This window comes from Bradyrhizobium sp. in8p8, from assembly GCF_000426845.1.
Taxonomy (GTDB): Bacteria; Pseudomonadota; Alphaproteobacteria; order Rhizobiales; family Xanthobacteraceae; genus Bradyrhizobium; species Bradyrhizobium japonicum_C.
Window position 1 is genome coordinate 1 of sequence record NZ_AUGD01000034.1, and the last position, 20,399, is coordinate 20,399.

13 protein-coding genes and 7 pseudogenes are annotated in these 20,399 nt (G+C 61.6%); 13 read left to right on the forward strand and 7 right to left on the reverse strand.

Annotated features, from left to right (window positions below; genetic code table 11):
* Nucleotides 1–201: pseudogene (locus K408_RS43195) on the reverse strand (IS110 family transposase); the annotation flags it as partial.
* Between the two features lie 140 nt (nt 202–341).
* Here K408_RS43195 and K408_RS0135980 point away from each other — a divergent pair.
* The 6 genes and pseudogenes from K408_RS0135980 (at nt 342) to K408_RS41700 (ending at nt 7,407) form a co-directional block, all read left to right on the forward strand.
* A complete protein-coding gene (locus K408_RS0135980) occupies nt 342–1,898 on the forward strand; it encodes an ISL3 family transposase (RefSeq protein ID WP_028146149.1) in 1,557 nt (518 codons plus the stop codon).
* A gap of 128 nt (nt 1,899–2,026) precedes the next feature.
* Nucleotides 2,027–3,694, forward strand: a complete 1,668-nt coding sequence (locus K408_RS0135985) for an integrase catalytic domain-containing protein (RefSeq protein WP_196232450.1) — start codon at nt 2,027–2,029, stop codon at nt 3,692–3,694.
* 126 nt (nt 3,695–3,820) lie between these two features.
* Nucleotides 3,821–4,849, forward strand: a complete 1,029-nt coding sequence (locus K408_RS0135990; protein WP_024343425.1) for an IS110 family RNA-guided transposase — start codon at nt 3,821–3,823, stop codon at nt 4,847–4,849.
* A 356-nt stretch (nt 4,850–5,205) separates the two neighbouring features.
* Nucleotides 5,206–5,961 (forward strand): type IV toxin-antitoxin system AbiEi family antitoxin, encoded by a 756-nt coding sequence (locus K408_RS0136000; RefSeq protein ID WP_024343426.1) that lies wholly within the window; start codon nt 5,206–5,208, stop codon nt 5,959–5,961.
* A pseudogene (locus tag K408_RS39845) lies at nt 5,948–6,867 on the forward strand (nucleotidyl transferase AbiEii/AbiGii toxin family protein). The gene K408_RS0136000 and the pseudogene K408_RS39845 overlap by 14 nt, the downstream one beginning before the upstream one ends.
* A gap of 213 nt (nt 6,868–7,080) precedes the next feature.
* Nucleotides 7,081–7,407, forward strand: a complete 327-nt coding sequence (locus tag K408_RS41700) for a WGR domain-containing protein (protein WP_024343427.1) — start codon at nt 7,081–7,083, stop codon at nt 7,405–7,407.
* A gap of 114 nt (nt 7,408–7,521) precedes the next feature.
* Here K408_RS41700 and K408_RS40820 read toward each other — a convergent pair.
* Nucleotides 7,522–8,803, reverse strand: a pseudogene (locus K408_RS40820) (IS701 family transposase).
* A 150-nt stretch (nt 8,804–8,953) separates the two neighbouring features.
* On the opposite strand from K408_RS40820, the pseudogene K408_RS43820 reads away from it, so the two are divergent.
* A pseudogene (locus K408_RS43820) lies at nt 8,954–9,781 on the forward strand (ISNCY family transposase); the annotation flags it as partial.
* 3 nt (nt 9,782–9,784) lie between these two features.
* On the opposite strand, the pseudogene K408_RS41705 reads toward K408_RS43820, so the two are convergent.
* Nucleotides 9,785–10,335 (reverse strand): annotated as a pseudogene (locus K408_RS41705) (IS66 family transposase); the annotation flags it as partial.
* 492 nt (nt 10,336–10,827) lie between these two features.
* Between K408_RS41705 and istA (K408_RS39870) the strand changes: the two are divergent.
* From istA (K408_RS39870) to istB (K408_RS39880), 4 genes and pseudogenes are all read left to right on the forward strand, one after another.
* On the forward strand, nt 10,828–12,360 hold the full coding sequence (istA, locus tag K408_RS39870; RefSeq protein WP_024343429.1) for an IS21 family transposase: 1,533 nt from the start codon (nt 10,828–10,830) through the stop codon (nt 12,358–12,360).
* Nucleotides 12,357–13,199, forward strand: coding sequence for an IS21-like element helper ATPase IstB (gene istB / locus K408_RS0136035; protein WP_024343430.1), 843 nt, complete (start codon nt 12,357–12,359; stop codon nt 13,197–13,199). The genes istA (K408_RS39870) and istB (K408_RS0136035) overlap by 4 nt, the downstream gene beginning before the upstream one ends.
* Before the next feature lie 387 nt (nt 13,200–13,586).
* Nucleotides 13,587–15,123, forward strand: a pseudogene (istA, locus tag K408_RS39875) (IS21 family transposase).
* A 15-nt stretch (nt 15,124–15,138) separates the two neighbouring features.
* The gene (istB, locus tag K408_RS39880; protein WP_080655024.1) at nt 15,139–15,789 is read left to right on the forward strand and encodes an IS21-like element helper ATPase IstB; all 651 of its coding nucleotides are present in this window, start codon (nt 15,139–15,141) and stop codon (nt 15,787–15,789) included.
* Here istB (K408_RS39880) and K408_RS43200 read toward each other — a convergent pair.
* From K408_RS43200 to K408_RS43065, 3 genes are read right to left on the reverse strand one after another with little or no spacing between them, the layout of a single operon-like run.
* Complete coding sequence (locus tag K408_RS43200) at nt 15,784–16,836, reverse strand: hypothetical protein (RefSeq protein WP_210163735.1); 1,053 nt, start codon at nt 16,834–16,836, stop codon at nt 15,784–15,786. The genes istB (K408_RS39880) and K408_RS43200 overlap by 6 nt on opposite strands.
* Nucleotides 16,833–17,885: a recombinase family protein gene (locus tag K408_RS43205; protein ID WP_210163736.1), complete on the reverse strand. Its 1,053-nt coding sequence runs from the start codon at nt 17,883–17,885 to the stop codon at nt 16,833–16,835. Before K408_RS43205 ends, K408_RS43200 begins: the two co-directional genes overlap by 4 nt.
* Nucleotides 17,879–18,364: a hypothetical protein gene (locus K408_RS43065; protein ID WP_196232451.1), complete on the reverse strand. Its 486-nt coding sequence runs from the start codon at nt 18,362–18,364 to the stop codon at nt 17,879–17,881. Before K408_RS43065 ends, K408_RS43205 begins: the two co-directional genes overlap by 7 nt.
* 29 nt (nt 18,365–18,393) lie before the next feature.
* Here K408_RS43065 and K408_RS0136060 point away from each other — a divergent pair, with 29 nt between their 5' ends.
* Nucleotides 18,394–18,543 (forward strand): ATP-binding protein, encoded by a 150-nt coding sequence (locus tag K408_RS0136060; protein WP_024343431.1) that lies wholly within the window; start codon nt 18,394–18,396, stop codon nt 18,541–18,543.
* A gap of 110 nt (nt 18,544–18,653) precedes the next feature.
* Here K408_RS0136060 and istA (K408_RS39890) read toward each other — a convergent pair.
* Nucleotides 18,654–19,410 (reverse strand): annotated as a pseudogene (gene istA, locus K408_RS39890) (IS21 family transposase); the annotation flags it as partial.
* On the opposite strand from istA (K408_RS39890), the gene K408_RS39895 reads away from it, so the two are divergent.
* The coding region (locus tag K408_RS39895) for an HlyD family secretion protein (protein ID WP_051350492.1) at nt 19,390–20,399 on the forward strand (1,010 nt) is incomplete at its 3' end. The pseudogene istA (K408_RS39890) and the gene K408_RS39895 sit on opposite strands and share 21 nt — an antisense overlap.

A 20,399-nucleotide genomic window follows, 5' to 3' on the forward strand; every position in this document is an offset into this window, starting at 1 on the left:
CGCCGCTATCTCGCGTGCCCAGTGATGGGCACTCGCACAGGCCTCCATACCAACCAAGCACGCTGGAAGGCTCCGAAAGAAGGGCAGAACCTGCGATCGCCGCAATGTGCGACGAACCAAGACTTTCCCGTTTTCGGCAATGCCGTGAACTTGAAAGATCGACTTGGCCAAATCCAAACCCACTGTGATAATCTTCTCCATGGAACGGTCCTTCCTTTATGGCGCCTCTCTACGCGACCACGTTAGGCACTTTTGATGCCGGTTCGAAGGGCCGTTCCACACCATCACTTTTGATGCAGTTTGAGGGACGACTGGCGCTTTGATAGGAGGAGAATCGCGCCATGCAGCAGGCACTCCACCGCTCCAGTTTGGTGCCGCGTGGATTTGTTGTAGAGAGTGCTTACTACGAGGGTGATAAGGCCATTGTTGTGGTTGGGGCGTCCGGAAGCGTCGGCCTGTGTCCATCTTGCGGAACGGTTTCCCGACGTGTCCATAGCCGCTATCGACGCCGCGTGACCGATCTGCCGCTCTCGGGGCGGATCGTCCAGCTCTTGGTAATCGCCCGCCGCTTTCGCTGTGACGCGGTTCTATGCGGGCGCCAAATCTTCACCGAACGCTTCGCTGAAGGCGTACTGGCGCCATCGGCGCGACGTACGGCAAGGCTGGACTCCATCGTCCATCACCTCGGCCTGGCGCTTGGCGGTCGACCGGCAGCAGGCTTTGCAAAGCGGCTGATGCTGCCGGTGAGCAAAGATACGCTTCTTCGGGTAGTTCGGCGCCGTAGCCGTCCTCCAACTGACCCGCTCAAGGTTATCGGCATTGATGATTGGGCCTGGCGGCGCAATCACCGATACGCCAGCATCATCTGCAACCTGGAAAGGCGCCGGGTGGTCACCCTGCTGCCGGATCGTGAACCGGCAACTGCCCAAGCGTGGCTCTCTGCTCATCCCACGATCGCAATCGTCGCCCGTGATCGTGGCGGCGGATATGGCGAAGCGGCAGCCAAGGCTCTACCGCATGCAGTACAGGTCGCCGATCGTTGGCATCTGATGGAGAACGCCAGTCGGGCTTTCCTCGACGCCGTACGCAAATCGATGCGCCAGATACGCACCGTCATCGGCGCCACCACAATCAACCCCAAGCTGCTCACGGCCGCCGAACGCCTTCAGTATGAGGGCTATCTGCGCCGGGAGGAGACTAACGCGGCCATCTTAGCATTGTCGAAGAACGGCATACCTATCAAGCAGATTGTGCGTCAGACCGGCCACAGCAGGAAGCTGGTACGACAGGTGGTCCGCGGCGAACGTCACGACGTCTTCCGAACCCGGCAAAGTTCGTTGGATCTGCACTTGCCTTGGCTGGACGAGCAGTGGGCGTCCGGCTGCCGCAATGGAGCTGAACTGTGGCGCCGCTTAACAGGGCGTGGCTTCCGAGGCTCGCTCCGCGTCATCAGCGAGTGGGCCACCCGCAGACGACGAGCGGAGAGGGCCGACACACAAAACTTGCAGAGGATCCCGTCGGCCAGGACGATCGCGCGCCTCATGACAATCGGGCGGGACTCCCTCACGAAAGCGGAGACCGTCACGGTCGTGGCGATCGAAGCGGGCGTGCCAACCTTGGTCGAGGCACGCGAGATCATTGCCGAATTCCACATGATGATCCGCCGCAAGATCGAGGTGGGTCTCATGACGTGGATCGAGCGCGCCCGCGCTAGTCTCGTCGCCTCGTTCGCCAGCGGCGTCGCGAAGGATGAGGCGGCGGTACGGGCGGCAATCACTTCACCATGGTCCAACGGCCAGACTGAAGGTCAGATCACGCGCCTCAAGCTCGTCAAACGCCAGATGTACGGCCGCGGCAAGATCGATCTGCTTCAAGCGAGACTAATCGGCGCAGAATAATCGGAGCTGCACCAAAATTGCGTCAGAGCGCATTGCCTCATCCAGAATGTTACTGGACAACTTCTCGCCGATGATTGGGTCGGTGCCATCGAATTGGTTCGGTGGCGTCTATGGCGGGAAAGATCAGCATGGGCGCGCGGCGCGAGGTAGTATCGGCGGTAACGGAGCGCTACCGGTCGGCCAAACGAGCGGAGAAGGGGCGGATCCTCGACGAGCTGTGCGCGACGACGGGCTGGCATCGCAAGCATGCGGTGCGCGCGCTCCGGCGACGCGAGACGGTTGGACCGGGCGAGGTCGAGGCAAAAAGAAAGCGAAGACGCAGATATGGCGCGACGATCAAGGACGCGCTGACGGCGCTGTGGGAGGCGTCGGATCGGGTGTGCGGCAAGCGGCTCAAGGTGATGATCCCGACCTTGCTACCTGCCCTTGAGCAACATGGCCGATTGCAGCTTAGCCAGTCGGACCGTGATCGTGTCCTGGCTATCAGCGCCGCCACCATCGATCGCCTGCTCGTCGATGTGAAGATCGCGGCGAGCGGCGGCAGGCGGCGCCGTGCCGGATTCTATTCGGCAATCCGGCGCGAGGTCCCCATCCGCACGTTCAATGACTGGAACAGCCCGGTGCCCGGCTTCTGCGAGGTCGACATGGTCGCCCATGGCGGCACGTCGGTGGCTGGCTCGTTCATCCAGACCCTGACCATGGTCGATGTTGCCACCGGCTGGACGGAGTGCCTGCCATTGCTGACGCGGGAAGGTTCGCTGGTCGTCGAGGCGATCAACCGCGCACAGAGCCTGTTCCCCTGGCTGTTGCGCGGCGTGGACTTCGACAACGACAGCGCCTTCATGAACGATGTCGTCGTGCCATGGTGTCGCGAACAGAAACTCGAAGTCACACGCTCGCGCGCGTACAAGAAGAACGATCAAGCGTTCGTCGAGCAGAAGAATGGTGCTGTCGTCCGCCGCCTCATGGGCTATGGCCGCTTCGATGGCGTCGAGACGGCGCGTATGATGGGCCGCCTCTACGCGGCGGCACGGCTCTACGTCAACTTCTTCCAGCCGTCGTTCAAGCTGAAGGAGAAGCGTCGCGAAGGGGCTAAAGTGATCAAGCGCTATCATCTCCCATCGACGCCCTATGAGCGTGCCTTGGCGCATCCCAAGGTGACCGCGGCCGTGAAGAAACGGCTGCGCGATCAGTATCGCTCGCTCGATCCGGTCGCGCTGTTGGCGGAGATTCGCGCAACCCAAGAGGAACTAGGCAATCGCGTCGATCGTCGTGCCGGACAGGCGCGCGGCCTGCAACCCGCTCACACTAGCACCCTGCCAGCGACCGCGGCGTCGTTCGCGAAGACGCTCGGCAAGACCGCGACGGTCGGCGAGCCGCGTGCCACGCACCGGCGAACTCGTCGGCCCTATAAGACCAGAGTTCGCATGCCGTCCAAGCTCGATCCGCATATTGCTGCGATTGAAGCCTGGCTCGCAGAGCAGCCGCAGCTGACGGCGCTCGCAATTGTCGGTCGGCTGCGCGAGAAATATCCCGAGGAGTTCGGAAAGAGACAGCATTCGATTGTGCAACGTCTGCTGAGGGCGCTCAGACGGAGGGCTGCCGAACGGTTGGTCGCCCAGGGCCCGCTCGACGACGCCACGACCGCTGCCCCATTGCCCGGGGTTGTGGACGGCTCGGGCTATGAAGGGCCCGACCCGCCCACAGCCCCTCTCGTCGAGCAAGCCGGAAAGCCCATTTGGCGCGGTCAATCAATCGACATCGGATCGCCATCGGCAATGGCACCATCAGGGTAACATTCGTAGATGCGGCAATACGGGGGGTCAATATTGCAGACGATGTCGTAATTGCGGTCGGCGCCCGCGGCTCAAAAGGTCCGCTATCTTCAAGCCTTCCCGCAATCTCACGAATCGGAGGGGGCCATGAAGCAATATGTTGGGCTGGATGTCTCGCAAAAAGAAACATCAGTATGTGTAGTCGACGAAGTGGGTCAGATCTTGTTCGAAGGAAAGGCAAAGTCCGACCCCGGGGCGCTCGCGGCATTGCTTCGCAAGCGGGCGCCACAAGCGGAGCGCATCGGATTTGAGACCGGGGCGATGGCGAGCTGGCTATGGCATGAACTTCGTAGGGTCGATCTCCCAGTGGTTTGCATCGACGCGCGGCATGCCCACGCGGCTTTGTCCGTACGCATGAACAAGAGCGATCAGAATGATGCTCGAGGTCTGGCCGAACTGGTGCGGGTTGGTTGGTATCGAGAAGTCAAGGTCAAGAGCAAGGAAAGTCAGAAGATCCGCGCGATACTCGTCGCGAGATCCCGGCTTGTGTCCATGCGCCGAGACATCGAGAACCAGGTCCGGAGCTTGATCAAAGAATACGGCTTGCTGTTCCCGCGCGCAATCGGCCAGCAGTTCCGCAACCTGGTCAGCGAGCTATTGGGCGATAATCATCCACTCCTTAGCGTGATCTCGCCGCTCCTGTTGATCCATGAGCATATCTGTCATCAGCAGAACAAGTTCGACGACGAAGTTCGCCAGTTGGCGAAGGCGGACGAGACGACGCGCCGCCTAATGACCGTTCCCGGTGTCGGCGTGGTGACCGCCTTGACTTTCCGCCATACGATCGATGACCCATTGCGCTTCCGATCGGCGTTGACAGTCGGTGCCTACCTCGGCCTTACACCTCGGCGCAACCAATCTGGCGAAACTGACATCAACGGCAAGATATCTCGATGGGGCGACCGGCTTCTCCGAACCTACTTGTTTGAGGCCGCCACCGTACTTCTCTATCGGACAAAGAAGTGGTCTTCCCTTAAGGCCTGGGGCATGAAGCTCGCCAAGCGGATCGGCATGAGGAAGGCAAAGGTCGCCGTCGCCCGAAAGATCGCAGTCATCCTTCACTGCATCTGGGTCGATGGCACATCCTTCGACTGGGGGCAGCCGCAGCCAGTCTGATATTTGCTCGCAAGTTCCTGGTCCGGTCTGCCGGACTGGCGATGTCCCGCTGGGACGGTGTTGAGGCGACCTCGTTCATTCGGCTGGTGGCGGCTCGACCGTACTCCGCTGCAAACGTTGAGGCGTCCGACCCGGACATCATCATGAGGCGCTGCGCGACCTCGGAAAGGACCGTGACCCCAGTGAAGACATAACCAGCCAGGGCGATCCAATGCTTGGCCGGCAAAGTACGCATCAGCCGCGCTCGCGCCGTCTCCGCAACCCTGACCAGCTCCGACAGCGCGAGCGCTACCGTCGTGCCGTCGGAAAGTTCAAAAGGTGATTGACAACAATCCGCAATTAAAGGGCCGAATGACATGCCTCGCAAGGGACTTCTGGTCGATGCCGCCTGGATGGAACGACATGGATATTCCACCAGCCTGCGCAGCCAATACGTATCGGCCGGCTGGCTGGTTCAGCCGGCGCGGGGAACCTTCAAGCGTCCGCTCGGCGAACTCTCCTGGCAGGGCGTCGTCGTGTCACTCCAGCGGCTGCTCGGCTCCGACCTCGTCGTCGGCGGACGTACCGCCATCGAAGCGCAAGGCTTCAGTCACTACCTGAGCCAAACCGGTCCTTCGACCGTACATCTATACGGAACGCTGCCTGCTCCCGGCTGGCTCGGCAAACTTCCGCTCAAACAGAAATTCCGTGTTCACCGCACGCAAAGTCTATTCAAAACGCACGGGAGCACGCCCGGATCAAAGTCGGGGACGACACGGGAAATACCGGGACCATCCGACTGGCCTCTCATGGTATCGACTCCCGAACGTGCGTTCCTCGAACTGCTCGACGAATTGCCCCGCCACGAAAGCTTCCACCAAGTCGATGCATTGGCGGAAGGATTGAGGAGCCTAAGTCCCCGGCGGCTGCAAACGCTTCTGAACGACTGCAAAAGCATCAAGGTCAAACGACTGTTCTTCTGGTTCGCAGAGCGACATCAACACGCCTGGCTCAAACAGATCGACACGTCGAAAGTCAATCTCGGCACGGGAAAGCGCATGCTCGTCAAGGGCGGCAAACTCGACACCAAATACCTCATAACCATCCCAGACGACCTCAATGCCCCTGTCTGAAAAGTACCGGCATCAAGTGGTCTTGTTGATCGAGACGATCCCGTTCGTCGCGTCGGAGCCCGATTTTGCGCTCAAGGGCGGCACCGCCATCAATCTCTTCCACCGCGATATGCCACGCTTATCAGTCGATATCGACCTGACCTATCTGCCGGTGGCTCCGCGCCCCGAATCTCTTGCTGCGATCGATGCGGCGATGAAGCGCATGGCAGCGGCCATCAGGAAAGGATTGCCGGGCTCACGGGTGACGGAAGTCGTCAACGCCCGTGAAAAGATCGTCACCAAGCTTACCGTCCAGAAAGGTGATGCGCAGATCAAGATTGAGGTCACGCCGGTGATCAGGGGCAGCGTCTTCGAGCCAGAGCTGCGCGACGTCTCGCCGAGCGTCGAAGAAACGTTCGGCTTCGTACAGATGAAAGTCGTTCGTTCGCCGATCTATACGCCGGCAAGCTCGTCGCGGCGCTCGACCGGCAGCATCCGCGTGACCTCTTCGATGTCCGCGATCTGCTCGCCAACGAAGGCATCACAGACGATCTCCGCAAGGCGTTCATCGTCTACCTCATCAGCCATGACAGGCCGATTTCCGAGGTCGTGGTTCCTCGTCGCAAGGACATCCAGCACGAATTCACGCACGGCTTCGAGGGCATGACCGCCGACGAAGTAACCTTGGACGAGTTGCTCGAAGCTCGGGAGACGCTAATCGCCGAAATCGCCGGAAAAATGCCACAAGCGCACAAGGATTTCCTCATGAGATTCAAGCGCGGCGAGCCGGATTGGAGCCTGCTGGGCGTCCCTGGCGCGGCGGACCTGCCGGCGGTGCGCTGGAAGCAGATCAATCTGGACAAACTTCCTTCCGCGCAACGGGCGAAGCTCGTCGCGCAACTCGAGGAAGTCTTGCGCAATGCCTGAGGTCGGACGAGGGGATCTCCGTCGAGCGCGCGCGGGCCGACTTGTTCAGACGACATCTCCAGGGAGTGCGCCAGCTTGCGGGCTTTAGCTCAGCCGCCTATCCCTAGCCTGACCTCGACTGTCTCGTTGCCTGCATAAATTTTCTGAATCGTTGGCGCGGATCGATTCATTTATTTAATTGGACGCTCGATTCGGTAATTGCGATTCTGGCGCATGTCCGAACTCACCGTGCAATATCTCGTGCTCGAGCGTCGCGATCCGGCCCGTAACATGGCGCGGTTCTATGTGCTCACGATCGAGCCGACGCTCTTTGGCGATACCGCATTGGTGCGTGAATGGGGCCGTCTCGGTGGGCGCGGTCGACGGCGGCTCGATCTATTCGATGGTCAGGTGCAGGCCGTCGAGGCTCTTGAGTCCTGGCTCAGGCGCAAAACCCGCCGTGGTTACGTCCAGCGGCACTTTCCGTGCCTGGAGCCAGCATGCGACACGCTGCAAGCTGCCCGATCTGGACAAAATGCTAGTGCAAGTATATCAAAGTAATCCTAAGTCCTCTGCGGCCACATTCCAAGAGTTGCAAAAGTATTCCATAATCAATATTATGCGAATCACGGATGTAGACGCTCATTAGAAAGGTCACCATCCTCCCCATTAGCACTACTTTGGCAGAATGTGTTTTCGCCAGTGTTTTTCAAGGATAGGATGAGATCGACGATGGCGTGACGTATGGCGGGCTGGTTGGTTGAGGCGGAGGACCGTTGATTCTTTTTTTCCGCTCCGCGTGTGCGAGGCGACAATGTTGCAGGAAGGCGTAGGCAATCATTGTCATCAGCGCGTGGCGATGAAGACCCTGCCAAGATCGCCCTTCGAAGTGATCAAGTCCAAGCTCCTCCTTCAACTGCTGATGGGCCTGCTCACAAATCCATCTTGCCTTTGATGGTGGCGGCCAGTGTGCGCATATCCGTCGCCGCAGGAAGATTGGCAAGATAGTATTTCTTCTCCCCTGAGGCACGTTGCTCGCCAATGAGCCAGGCTTCGTCGCCCGGGAGATGCTGCTGACCCTTATCCCAAATCCGCTGAGGAGGGCCGTCGGCGGCGCGGACACGGAGAGCTGCAAATCGAGCTCGTTCCGCTGCGCCAACTCACGGTTTTCCATTTGGCGCTGGCCAGCATTTGTTCTGCCGCAATCGATAAGATATCGGGTACGTGGTGCTTTCGTGGTTTCCCGCGGACTTTGGTAAGCGGCCAAATGAGCTTCACATCGACCGGATACACTTTCAGGTGCCGGGGGATACCGACAGCCCACGCGAGCCCGCGCTCTGTTAGCCCTTGTCGAAACGGTGCGCTGAGCCCGTATCCTGCATCCGCCAGCACACATCCAAAGCGCACGTTGGCTGCCATCGCGCGGTCAATCTCGGCCAAAGCAATCTCCTGGCGTTCGGTGTTCGACTGGCACGCGAGCGCGTTTCAAACGAGACACGTCGTTTGTCCAACTGTCAGGCAGAAACAGACGTAACGCGACCATCACTGGCACTTCGCCGCGCGCAAGCGTCAAAGACACCAGCGTTTGGCAATTTGCCGTTTTGCCGAGAGCCGACGCGTATTGAGCAGCAACACCAACCGAGCGTTCACCCTTCTTCGGCAGTGAGGTGTCATCAATAACCCGCACCGCATCCCTGCCGCCGACAAGTCGGTCCGCCTGATTGAGCAGCTCTGTCTCCAGCGGCGTCGCCTCCCAGACACCTCCGCAATGAAATGGTGCAACTAATCGTAGTTGCCCGTGGCAAGGCGCTCTGCCATTGGCTGAACGCTCTTGCGATCGCCAGGACCAATCAATCCCGCGACATACAGAGGACACATCCGCTGCCGGGTCTTATGACCCAGCCGGTCCAAGAAACGGCATCAGCCAGCGTTCGAGTTCGTCTTCCCATCCCGCCATGGTCAGCCCTTCAAGAGCTGACCACCCATGATCATTGAAAAATCGATTCGGGAATCCTATAAAACGCGACAAAATCAACATTCTGCCAAAGTAGTGCTAGAGATGTCACGATCGGACTTGTCTAAGGCATGGGCCTGGGGGTTTTGAGTGATGACGGTGCTGTCGATGAGCCGGGCTGAGATCGACCGGGTGCATGTGTTGCGGGATGTTGTGGCGGAACGGATACATTGCGAGAGGCAGCGCAACTGCTTCGGCTCACATCGCGGCAGGCACTCCGGCTGACGCTTGCTGCAGAGAAGCGGGCGGAGCGGCATGGCTTGCATTTCGGCGTTGAGACGGTGCGGCGCTGGATGCTGGTGGACGGGATTTAGAAGGACCGCCGGCAGCGGTTGAAGCCGGTGCACCAGCCGCGGCATCGCCGCGATTGCGTTGGCGAGTTGGTCCAGATCGACGGCTCCGAACACTGGTGGTTTGAGAACCGCGGCCCGCAATGCACCCTGCTCGTCTTCATCGACGACGCCACCAGCCGATTGATGCATCTGCAATTTGTCGAGACGGAGTCGACCTTTGACTACTTACGGCGACGACCGCCTATCTGAAGCGCTACGGCAGCCCATTGCGTTCTACTCAGACAAGCACGCAACGTTCCGGGTCAACAAGGTCGGCGCCACCGGCGGCGACGGGATGACGCAGTTCGGCCGCGCGCTGCACGAGCTCAACATCGATATCATTTGTGCCAATGTCCCACAGGCCAAGGGGCGCGTGGAACGAGCCAACGGCACACTGCAGGACCGCCTGGTCAAGGAGATGCGGCTGGCCGGAATCTCGACCATCGAGGCCGGCAACGCGTTCCTGCCGGCGTTCATGGCGGACTATAATCGCCGTTTTGCCAAGGAGCCGTTCAACGACAAGGATCTTCACCGGCCCTTGGCTGCGCACGACAACATCGACGATGCCTTTGCCTGGAAGGAACTCCGGCGGCGGCGAATGCCAACGTGTGGAGCTGGAAGCTCGCCTGGCGCGGCAGTTCTCCCAGACCGTCTCGATTACCTTCCACTGGCGCGGCACCACTTCCAGCGTCCGCGTGACGTCTTCCCCGAGCTTGCGCAGACGGTTGCTGCCGCAGCATCACAAGCTGTCGGCGGATCAATCACCACCCGTTCCCGTGGCAGATGCTCAGGGAAGGTCTGACGCTCGGGGCGCTTACGTGTAAATCCGCGCACCGTCGTCATCTTGGCCACGGCCCGCTCGGCCGCAAGCTCGTCCTCGGTGGCGTTTGCTTCCAGCTCTTCGAACGTCAGCGCCAACTGCTCGATCAGGCGCGAAGAACGCTCCGCCCGTTGCCCATAGATCTGATGCTTTAGCTTGGCGATCTGCAGCTTCTGCTGTGCGATCAGCGCCTCGTCTTCCGACGCTTTCGCACGAGCGACAGCGAGCTCGGCAGCTACTTCCAAACCCCTCGCGCGCTCGGCTGCCAGCGCCGCCTTCGGGGCGGTAACGTCGCCCGGAGCAGCGTCGCGATCGGCATCCATGCGACGCAGTGAATCACAGATTGGACGCGCTAGGACTCTTGAGGGTTCTGTGAGGTCGCCGGGCAAAGGCCAGCCGCGCGCTCTGTCGTAGCCTGCGACCTCATAGAAGCCGGATTGAACGAAGCCGCGGAGTTGTGGGCGCTATGGGGATAGTGCAGCCAGTGCGGCTGCCGAGAAGGCGCGCCTGTGGTCGCCGCGCGTCGGCGAGTCAGTGATCGGATGTGAGGGGCCCGATTGATCGGGCCAAGGGCGCGAGCAAGGGGCTCTGCAAAGCGCAAGTGCATCAAACGACTGGTCGCTGCGCGGCGGCGATCAGGGTGAGACTCCAGCGACAATCAAGGTGAGACTGCGCCGATGGGGGCGGACCGAAGGGAGGGCGTAGCCCGACCGGAGGACCGTCCCCATCGGCGTCGCGCGTTTTTGGACCCGTCTGGCGGTCGGGTGCGGCTGGTGCAAGTTGTTGATTCGTCTCGACAAGAGGGAATCGACGCCTTGCCTGGCCTTCACATCACCGACCACCAGATGAGGCTGTACATGACCTACCGACAGACACTGCCCCCCGAGGCCGCCGCGGCCAAGGCGGGGTTCTCGAAGGCAAGCGCGTATCGAATCGAGGGCGATTGTCGCCCGCCATCGCAGAAGAAGACGCCGAGGGGCCGGCGCCGGTCCGATCCGCTCGCGCAGTATTGGGAGGCCGAGATCGTTCCGATCCTGAAGGCTGCGCCCGGCATCCGCGTGATCGGCGTGCTGGACGAGCTGCGCCGACGGCATCATGACCTGAACCCGAACATCCGCCGCACGCTGGAGCGGCGCATCAACGCCTGGCGGGCGCTCAACGGCCCCGAACAGGACGTGATCTTCCGCCAGCAGCACGAGCCCGGCCGCCTGGGTCTGTCCGACTTCACCGACGTGAGCGCGCTCGGTATTACCATCGCGGGTGAGCCGCTCGATCACCGGCTCTATCACTTCCGGTTGGCGTTCTCCGGCTTCGAGCATGCCCATGTCGTGCTCGGCGGCGAAAGCTTCGTCGCCCTGGCGGAGGGCTTGCAGAACGCGCTGTGGGCGCTTGGCGGCGTGCCGCGGGAGCATCGCAGCGACAGCCTGTCGGCAGCGTTCCGCAATCTGGCCGCCGACGCACGGGAGGATCTGACGCAGCGCTACGCCGGGCTGATGGGCCACTATGGCATGGCGTCAACGCGCAACAATGCGGGCATCGCACATGAGAATGGCTCGATCGAGAGCGCGCACGGCCATCTCAAGCGGGCACTGGAAGATGCGCTGTTGCTGCGAGGGACGCGCGACTTCGCCAGTCTCGATGCGTACCGGGCTTTTGTCGACGAGATTGTCGGCCGGCGCAACGCCAACCTCACCAAGCCGATCGCGCTCGAGAAGGAGGCATTGGCGCCGCTGCCAAAAGGCCGCACGACCGACTTCGAGGAGAAAGTGATCCCGGTGACGTCGTCAGGCGGCTTCATCCTGCGGCGCGTGTTCTACACCGTGCCTTCAAGATTGATCGGCCATCGCCTGCGTGTGCGCATCTTCGACGACCGGCTCGAATGCTTCCTTGGCGTCACGCCGGTCGTGACGCTGCGGCGCGGTCGACCTGTGTCCGAGAGCCAGGGCGGTCATGTCGTGGATTACCGGCACGTCATCCATGCCCTGCGGCGCAAGCCGATGGCGCTCCTCAATCTCGTTTATCGCGACCAACTCTTCCCGCGTGCAGCTTACAAACGTCTGTTCGAGACCTTGCGGGAGCATGGTGATGACCGGCGCGCCTGCAAGGTGACGGTCGAGCTTCTGGCGCTGGCTCACGAGCGCGCCTGCGAAGCAGAACTCGCCGAGGCGATCGCGATGGATCTGGACGCCGGACAGTTACCCGATCTTGCCGCGTTGCGCGACCGCTTCCGACCCGAGGCGGCCTCGATCCCGCGTGTCGCGGTCAAGCTGGCGTCGCTCGACGTCTACGATGAACTCGCCTCCGTCAGCCTCATGTCGGGCCGCTCGAACCTGGGAGAGGCAGCATGACCGGTATCGCTATCTCCGTCGATGCTGCACGTGTCGAGCTGCTTCTCAATGAGCTCCGCCTGCCGGGCGTCAAGGCGATCTGGCCGAAGCTCGCCGCACAGTCGGACAAGGAAGGGTGGCCTGCCGCCCGCTTCCTCGCCGCCCTTGCCGAGCACGAGGCCGCCGATCGCACCCGCCGTCGGATCGAGCGACACATGGTGGAAGCGCGTTTGCCAGCCGGCAAGACGCTCGCCACCTTCGACTTCGAAAGCGTGCCGATGCTATCAAAGGCACAGGCGATGGCGCTCGCCGCCGGCGACGCCTGGTTGAAGGCCGGCGCCAATTTGCTCTTGTTCGGTCCACCGGGCGGCGGCAAGACCCATCTCGGCGCGGCGATCGGCCTGGCTCTCGTCGAGAACGGTTGGCGCGTTCTCTTCGCGCGCACCACTGATCTGGTGCAACGGCTGCAGGTCGCGCGGCGCGAGCTGGCGCTGGAGTCCGCGATCGCCAAACTCGATCGCTATGACCTCCTGATCCTCGACGACATCACATATGTGAGCAAGGATCAGGCGGAAACCAGTGTGTTGTTCGAGTTGATCGCCGCCCGCTACGAACGACGCGCGCTGCTGATCACGGCTAATCAGCCATTTGGCGAATGGGGGCGTATCTTCCCGGACCAAGCAATGACGTTGGCTGCCATCGATCGTTTGGTCCACCACGCCACGATCCTCGAGATGAACGTCGAAAGTTACCGTCGAAAAGTTGCCCTCGATCGCAAGCGCGGTCCAGGCCGGCCGCCTGTTCACACTACCCCAAACGAACTCGACAAGACTTTGATTGACGCTGGCAGCGCCGCTTGATTGTCGCGCAGCGTCAATTAACGCTTGCCAAGTCGACGGCCAGCGTCAATTATCTCCTGACTCGGCCGCCTCGTCTCATCTTGATTGACGCGCCGCTCTCATCCTGATTGTCGCGCTATAGGTCGCATCATCGATGAAGACGAGCAGGGTGCAATGTGGGCCGCGATCCTCGAACCACCAGTGTTCAGAGCCGTCGATCTGAATCAACTCGCCCACACAGTCGCGACGATGCCGTGGTGCGTGTTCCAGCCGATCGTGATCACCGATTCCAGGCGATCGTGATCGCTATTTCCAGCGATCGCGATCAGGGGCAATCAGGAGGCGCGCACCGCTGACAGTCTGCAACCCGGGTAGCTTGGGTCTTTTGCCTAACCGCAGAGGATCGAGATGCCGACCGAGAGACTGTCCATGCGCCACATTCGCGAAGTTCTACGCCTGCACTACAGCGTCGGCATGTCGCAACGCGCCGTTGCCCGCAGCCTCGGCCTGGCCCAGGGCACGGTCAGCAAATACGTGAACCAAGCCCGCCGCGCTGACCTGACCTGGCCGTTGCCGCCGGAGCTCGATGACGACGTCCGGCTCGAGAATCGCCTGTTTCCGCCGCCGTCCGATCGGCCCAGCGACGAGCGTCCGCATCCGGACTGGGCGCTTGTGCATCGCGAGCTGCGGCGCCCGAACGTCACGCTGATGCTCTTGTGAGAGGAGTATTGCGACGCAAACTCCGACAGCTTCAGCTATGCGTGGTTGCGAACGCTACAGGGAATGGGCCGGCCGTCTCAAGCCAACCCTGCGCCAGGTTCATGTCGCCGGCGAGAAGCTGTTCGTCGACTATTCCGGCCACACCATGGAGGTGGTTGACGGGCTCACCGGTGAGGTGCGCAGCGCGCAGATCTTCGTCGCCGTGCTCGGCGCCTCGAACTACACCTACGCCGAGGCCAGTCTCAGCCAGGGCCTGCCGGGCTGGATCGCCTCGCACGTTCGGGTATTTGCCTATTTCGGCGGCGTGGCCCGGCAGACGGTGAGCGACAATCTCAAGGCCGGCGTCACCCGGGCCTGCTTTCACGAGCCGATGGTCAACCGGACCTATGCCGATCTCGCCCGCCATTACCGCACCGCTATCGTACCGGCACGGCCGTATCGGCGGCGCGACAAAGCCAAGGTCGAAGTCGGGGTCCAAATCGTCGGGCGATGGATTCTGGCGCGCCTGCGCAACCGCCGCTTCTTCTCGCTTGCCGCCCTCAACGAGGCGATCCACGCGCTGCTCGTCGATCTCAACAATCGACCGCTCCGGAGCTGGGGACGAAGCCGGCGCGACCTGTTCGAAGAGCTCGATCGCCCGGCGCTTACCCCCTTGCCAGATGAACCGTACGAGTATGCCGAGTGGAAGCGCTGCCGGGTCAACCTCGATTATCACGTTGAGATCGCCAAACATTACTACAGCGTCCCTCACAGCCTCGTACATCAGGAGGTCGAGGCTCGGATCACCCAAAAGACCGTCGAGATATTCCTCCATGGCAAGCGCGTGGCCTCGCATCTGCGCAGCACCTTACCGCATCGCCCGACCACGATTTCCGAGCATATGCCGAGCTCGCATCGCCGCTATCGCGACTGGACCCATGAGCGTATTCGTTCCGAAGCCGCCAAGGTCGGCCCCGACGCCGACACCCTGATCGATGTCATCCTGCGGTCGCGGCCGCATCCGGAACAGGGCTTCCGCTCGGCTATCGGCATTCTCGGGCTGGTCAAGCGCTACGGCCAGGAACGCGTCGACGCCGCCTGCGCCCGGGCCCTCCTGCTCAACGCCCGTTCGTACAAATCGGTCGCCGCCATCCTCAAGAACGGCACCGACAGAACCGCGCCTCCCGCCGAGGAGGCGCCCATCCTCTTCCACGCCAACATCCGTGGCCGCAGTTACTACAATTGATCAGGAGAGATCAGCATGCTTATTCATCCCACCGTCGATCGCTTGCGCTCCCTCGGCCTCGCCGCCATGGCCGATACCCTCGCCGAACTGCAGAACAACCCAGAGGCGGCCGGGATGCCGCACGCCCATTGGCTCGGCCTCCTCGTCGATCGCGAGGTCACCGCCCGCGACAACCGCCGCCTCACGCGCCGCTTGACCAGTGCCAAGCTCCGTCAAGTCGCCGCCATCGAGAACGTCGACTATCGCACCGCTCGCGGCCTTGACCGTTCGCTCTTCCAAACCCTCGCCACCTGCCAATGGGTCCGTGAGGCCAACCACCTGGTCATCGTCGGCCCAACCGGCACCGGCAAGTCCTGGCTTGCCTGTGCGCTCGGCAACAAGGCCTGCCGCGACGGCTTCTCCGTCCTTTACAAGCGAACATCCCGCCTGTTCGCCGATCTCGCCCAGGCGCGCGGCGAAGGCCGTCTGGCGCGCCTGATCGCCGCCCTGGAACGCGTCAATCTCCTCATCCTTGATGACTGGGGACCCGAACCGCTCACCGCCGACCAGCACCGCGATCTGCTCGAGATTGTCGATGATCGCTACGACAAGGGATCCTTGTTGATCACAAGTCAGGTCCCCGTGTCGCAATGGCACGACGTCATTGCCGAGCCGATGACTTCATGATGCCTCCTTCTTCGAATGCTTGGTGCGTCGTACCCGATTGCGCAGCTGACTGATTTGTTCGTCTGAGAGCTCGATCTGCCATGGCTGACCTTTGACTAACTGACGACCTACCAGCAATCCGCGCGCAAGATAATCGAACACTGTTTGCGGGGTTAATCCAAGCTCAGCCGCTGCCCCCTGAATCGAGAAGCTGCCGTCGGGCCAGCGCATGGGATTCTGGTCCACGCAGTTGATCTTGACGGTGGGGATGCCCCAGCGGGTGCGCAACAGCCAGACGTTATCGCCTTTGAAGGCGCAGCCTCGGGCCGCGACGAAGCCTTCTTGATTGAGTATTATCGCGATCTCGGCGTCCATTTTGTGTTCAGCATTCAACTCGACGATCCGCTGCCGCAACCCATCAATGTCGATGTAATTGCGGTAGGTGTGAACGCGCCGTTGCACGTGATGCTCGCTGGTTGCGCCGGTCTGCCAGACGATTTTGAGCCACACCTGACCTCGGATCCGCTTCTGATCAAGAACGACTTCGCGGATGACAAATCGCAGAATGCGCTTGCGATCGGCTGCCGACGTGGTGGCCGCGTTCCAAATCTGCGGCAGGTTCTCGCCGAGTGCTTGTAGCCCTGCGCGTTCCACCGGGCCAATCAGAAGCGGCTCTTGCCCACGCCAACGCGCATGTTCCTGCTCGACCGCCTCGACGGCACGCAGCTTCTCTTCCCAAGCCCGCTCAAGTGAGCGCGCCACGAGACGGTTCTCGGGCTCTACGGCGTCATACTGACGTCGAGCGCGCTCGGCCTCGTAGCGGGCGCGCTCTACGCGAAGCGCCCATTGGCGCTCGAGCTGGCGGCTGTCCTGCTCCAGTTGGCTCGCCGCCGCGAGTGCGATCTCAATCTGATCCGGCACCAGGGCGTCGAGGACCACCCGCTGGACCAAGGCGTCAACCGCTAAGGCCCGGACTTCCTGGCACAGTGCACTGCCTTCCTGATCCCGATCCGACCGGCAGCAATAGACCGGATAGTCGGCATTCAGGCCAGTGTAGCGCATGCTCATGCGCCGCCGCAACGGCCGCAGATCGCAATTCCTTGTAACAGGGCTGCCCCCTTGCGCGGCACGCCAGCGTGTCCTGCCTCAAAATGCGCGACGTTATCTGCCAGTCGCCGCTGGTTGGCCATGAACTCCTCCCAGTTGATATAACCCGGGTGAGCAGCGCGGAGGCAAACCGCCGAGTCGGCGATCGCCACCTTGACCGTTCCCGTCAGCGATCCCGGCTGGCATCGGCTCGGATCCTTTTGCCGGCGGCCATAAACATACCCCCCAGCATAAGCTGGATTTTGAAGGATACTAAGGACGCGTGCACTATCTGGCATACGCCAGACGGTCTCGTGTGGAGCTGGTCCAAGCAGCGGCCGAACCGGCAACGACAATCCGTTCCGGTCCAAGTACCGCATCACACGGCGGGCGCTTTGCAGTTCCTGGAATTTGGCAAAAACGAGATGAAGGCGGGCCTGCACCTCCTCATCAGGATTGAGAATAATCGTTCCGGCGCGATCATAGGCGAGCCCGGCTGGCAGGGGCAGCCGCAGTTCGCCCCGCGCCGCCTTCTGGCGTTCCCCTTGGTGAAGGCGCATCCGAAGCTGATGCAACTCCGCCTCGCTCATTATGCCGGACAAGCCCAACAGCAGGCGGTCGTGGTAGGCGCGCGGATCGTAAAGCCGCTCGCCACCCGCAATGAGCACACCAAACACCGAGCACAGTTCGAGCAACTGATGCCAGTCCCGGTTGTTGCGGGCCAAGCGAGAAGCGTCGAGGCTCACCACAAGACCGGCGTTGCCAAGACCGATCTCGGCAAAGAGCTTCTGGAAGCCATGACGATCCACACCGCCAGCACCGGATTTGCCCAGATCCTCGTCAATGACCTGGACGCGCTCCGGCGGCCAGCCCAGACCGATGGCGCGATCGACGAGGCGGTACTGCAGCTCCGTGCTCTCCTGATGCTGGCGCACCTGGTTCACGGATGACTGCCGCACGTAGACATAGGCCAACTTCGCTCTGTGCGCAGTCGTGAGCCGCTCGTCAGCGACGTTTAAGTTGATCAGCACGACCCAGTTCCCTTCCGGGCGTGCCGGGAGCCGCTTGCATCCGCCGCAGCAGCGTGGCGAGGATTTGAGCGATCTGGGTTTGCGTCGCGGTCGACAGATTCGGCCACAGGGGAGGAATATCGTCCGTCGGACGGCCGGGTGGATTTGCCAACGTCGGCATGGGTCGATACGCAACGCGACCTGGAAGCGGTGGGTGGGTCATCGCGAATCACCTTCTCGTCAAGAAGGCTCAGACTCGCGCTCAAATGTTGCATCAATGGGATCAGCGTACGTGCGCTGATGCGCGGCAGATCGGCGGCGTTCGGGCCAGAATCTATCGTCTCGGCAAGATCCGTCGACGCGATGCGAACCGCCCGCGGCCGGCCGTCCGGCAGCGCGACAACGACATAGGCGGGACCGCGCCCCGACCGCTCCTTCAGCACCTCAAGCCGGTGCCCGAACAGAAAATGATGCGGGTCAGTGATCGTGACGTGAGACACGACCCGCTCGAGAATAGGGGTACTCTGACGTGTTCGGTGAGCCCACCGTCGCCGACGCCATCCTCGACCGCATCATCCACAATGCCCACCGCATCGCCCTTGAAGGCGACAGCATGCGAAGGAAAAAAGCCACGCGCCCCTTGACCGACGCTGAAAACAGCGAAACGAATACCAATTGACTCAACAACCAGGCAACCAAAAACCAGCGCCGCCACGCTGTCCGCGATTTAGCGAAACTACTGTCCGGCAGTTAGCGAAACCACTGTCCCGTTTTTGCGAAATGCGCAAGGTTTTTGAACCGCAGCCGCGGCGTGAAGAAGCGTTCTCGCACCAGCCCGACCTGGTTCTCGACCTGCCCCTTCTCCCAGCCCGACGCTGGCGTGCAGGCGACCGGATCGACCAGATAGTGGCTGCACATCTGCAGGAAGCGGCGATTCTAGAGACGCCCTTTACCGACGAAGATCGTCTCCACGGCGGTCTTCATGTTGTCATAGATGCCGCGGGTGCAGGTGCCTTTGAACAGGGCGAACGCCCGGTCGTGGGCGTCGAACACCATCTCCTGCGTCTCGCGCGGATAGGCCCGCACGAACAGCATGCGGCTGTGACAGAGCCGGACATGGACGGCCTTCACCATCACCGTGGTGCCGCTCAGCAGGACGACCTCGTGGCTCCAGTCGAACCGGTAGGCTTCGCCTGGTGCAAAGCTCAGCGGCACATAAGCCGACGCTGTCGAGGTGCCGCGTTCCTTGCTCCACCGTCGGGCGTATCGACGAACCGCATCATAGCCGCCGGCATAACCCAGGCCGCGGAGCTCCTCGAATAGCTGGATCAGCGTCAGCCGTTCCCGCGCCGCCTTGCTCTCATTCCTTGCCAGTAACCGATCAAGCTCGGCACTCCAGGCATCCATCTTCGGGAGCGGCTGCGTCTCGCTCGTAGCGGAACTCCGTCGCTTGAGAACGAATGACCTTGCGAACCACCTTCCGCGATACGCCAAGTTCTCGGCAGATCGCCTTGATGGGACGACCATCAACAAAGTAGGCGCGAATAGGAAGGTCGCTGCCGAACCGCGCCGCCGTATGATAGCGGGTCTGCGCCGTTATCGCCGTCCCCTTCTGTTGGTGGTGCTGCCCATTGCTGCCGCACTCGGCGGACTGGCGTTTTACCTGCACGGCGGACGTTATGTCGGCACCGACGATGCCTATGTCGGCGCCCAGAAGGTGCTGATTACACCCGACATCTCCGGCAAGATCATCAAGGTGCTGGTTAAGGAAGGCCAGACCGTGAAGCAGGGTGACGAGCTGTTCGAGATCGACGCCGTGCCGTTTCGCCTCGCAGTAGACGAGGCTAAGGCGCAGCTCGCTCAGGCGAAGACGAACTACGACAATCTGGTCGAGAACGTGAAGATCTATGGCCAGATGCTTGATCTTGCCCAGCAGGGCGTCGACCTGAAACAGCGGGATGTCGAACGCAAACAGCAACTGGTCAAAAGCAATTTCGGGTCCCAGCTCGACCTCGACAATGCGGCCAATGCGATGGTGACCGCGAGCGCACAGGTGCAGTTCATCAAGCAGCAGCTCTCCAATGCCAGGACGCAATTGCTTGGTAACCCCGAACTGCCACTAGAGCAGTTTCCGCCCTATGCCCAGGCTAAGGCGAAGCTGGAGGATGCCGAGCGCAACCTCGATCACACGGTCCTGCGCGCGCCGATGGATGGCGTCGCGACCCAGGTCGAGCAGATTCAGCTCGGCCGCTATGTCACCGCCGGCACGCCCGTCTTCTCCATCATCGATGTCGCGCACCCCTGGGTCGATGCCAATCCGAAGGAGAGCGACCTCACCCACGTCACCGAAGGGCAGTCCGTCACGCTCGAGGTCGACGCCTTCCCGAACCACGTGTTCAAGGGCACGATCGGCTCGCTCTCGCCAGGCACCGGCGCGCAATTCGCGATCCTCCCGCCGCAGAACGCCACCGGCAATTTCGTTAAGGTGGTGCAGCGCGTTCCGGTGCGGATCTATTTCGACGAGCACGACAAATA

Coding starts and splice junctions, on each gene's coding strand:
- K408_RS0135985 (WP_196232450.1), top strand. CDS start 2,027: ATGGGCGCGCGGCGCGAGGTAGTATCGGCGGTAACGGAGCGCTACCGG.
- istB (WP_080655024.1), top strand. CDS start 15,139: ATGCTTATTCATCCCACCGTCGATCGCTTGCGCTCCCTCGGCCTCGCC.
- K408_RS0135980 (WP_028146149.1), top strand. CDS start 342: ATGCAGCAGGCACTCCACCGCTCCAGTTTGGTGCCGCGTGGATTTGTT.
- istB (WP_024343430.1), top strand. CDS start 12,357: ATGACCGGTATCGCTATCTCCGTCGATGCTGCACGTGTCGAGCTGCTT.
- K408_RS43200 (WP_210163735.1), bottom strand. CDS start 16,836: ATGAGCATGCGCTACACTGGCCTGAATGCCGACTATCCGGTCTATTGC.
- K408_RS0136000 (WP_024343426.1), top strand. CDS start 5,206: ATGCCTCGCAAGGGACTTCTGGTCGATGCCGCCTGGATGGAACGACAT.
- K408_RS0135990 (WP_024343425.1), top strand. CDS start 3,821: ATGAAGCAATATGTTGGGCTGGATGTCTCGCAAAAAGAAACATCAGTA.
- K408_RS41700 (WP_024343427.1), top strand. CDS start 7,081: ATGTCCGAACTCACCGTGCAATATCTCGTGCTCGAGCGTCGCGATCCG.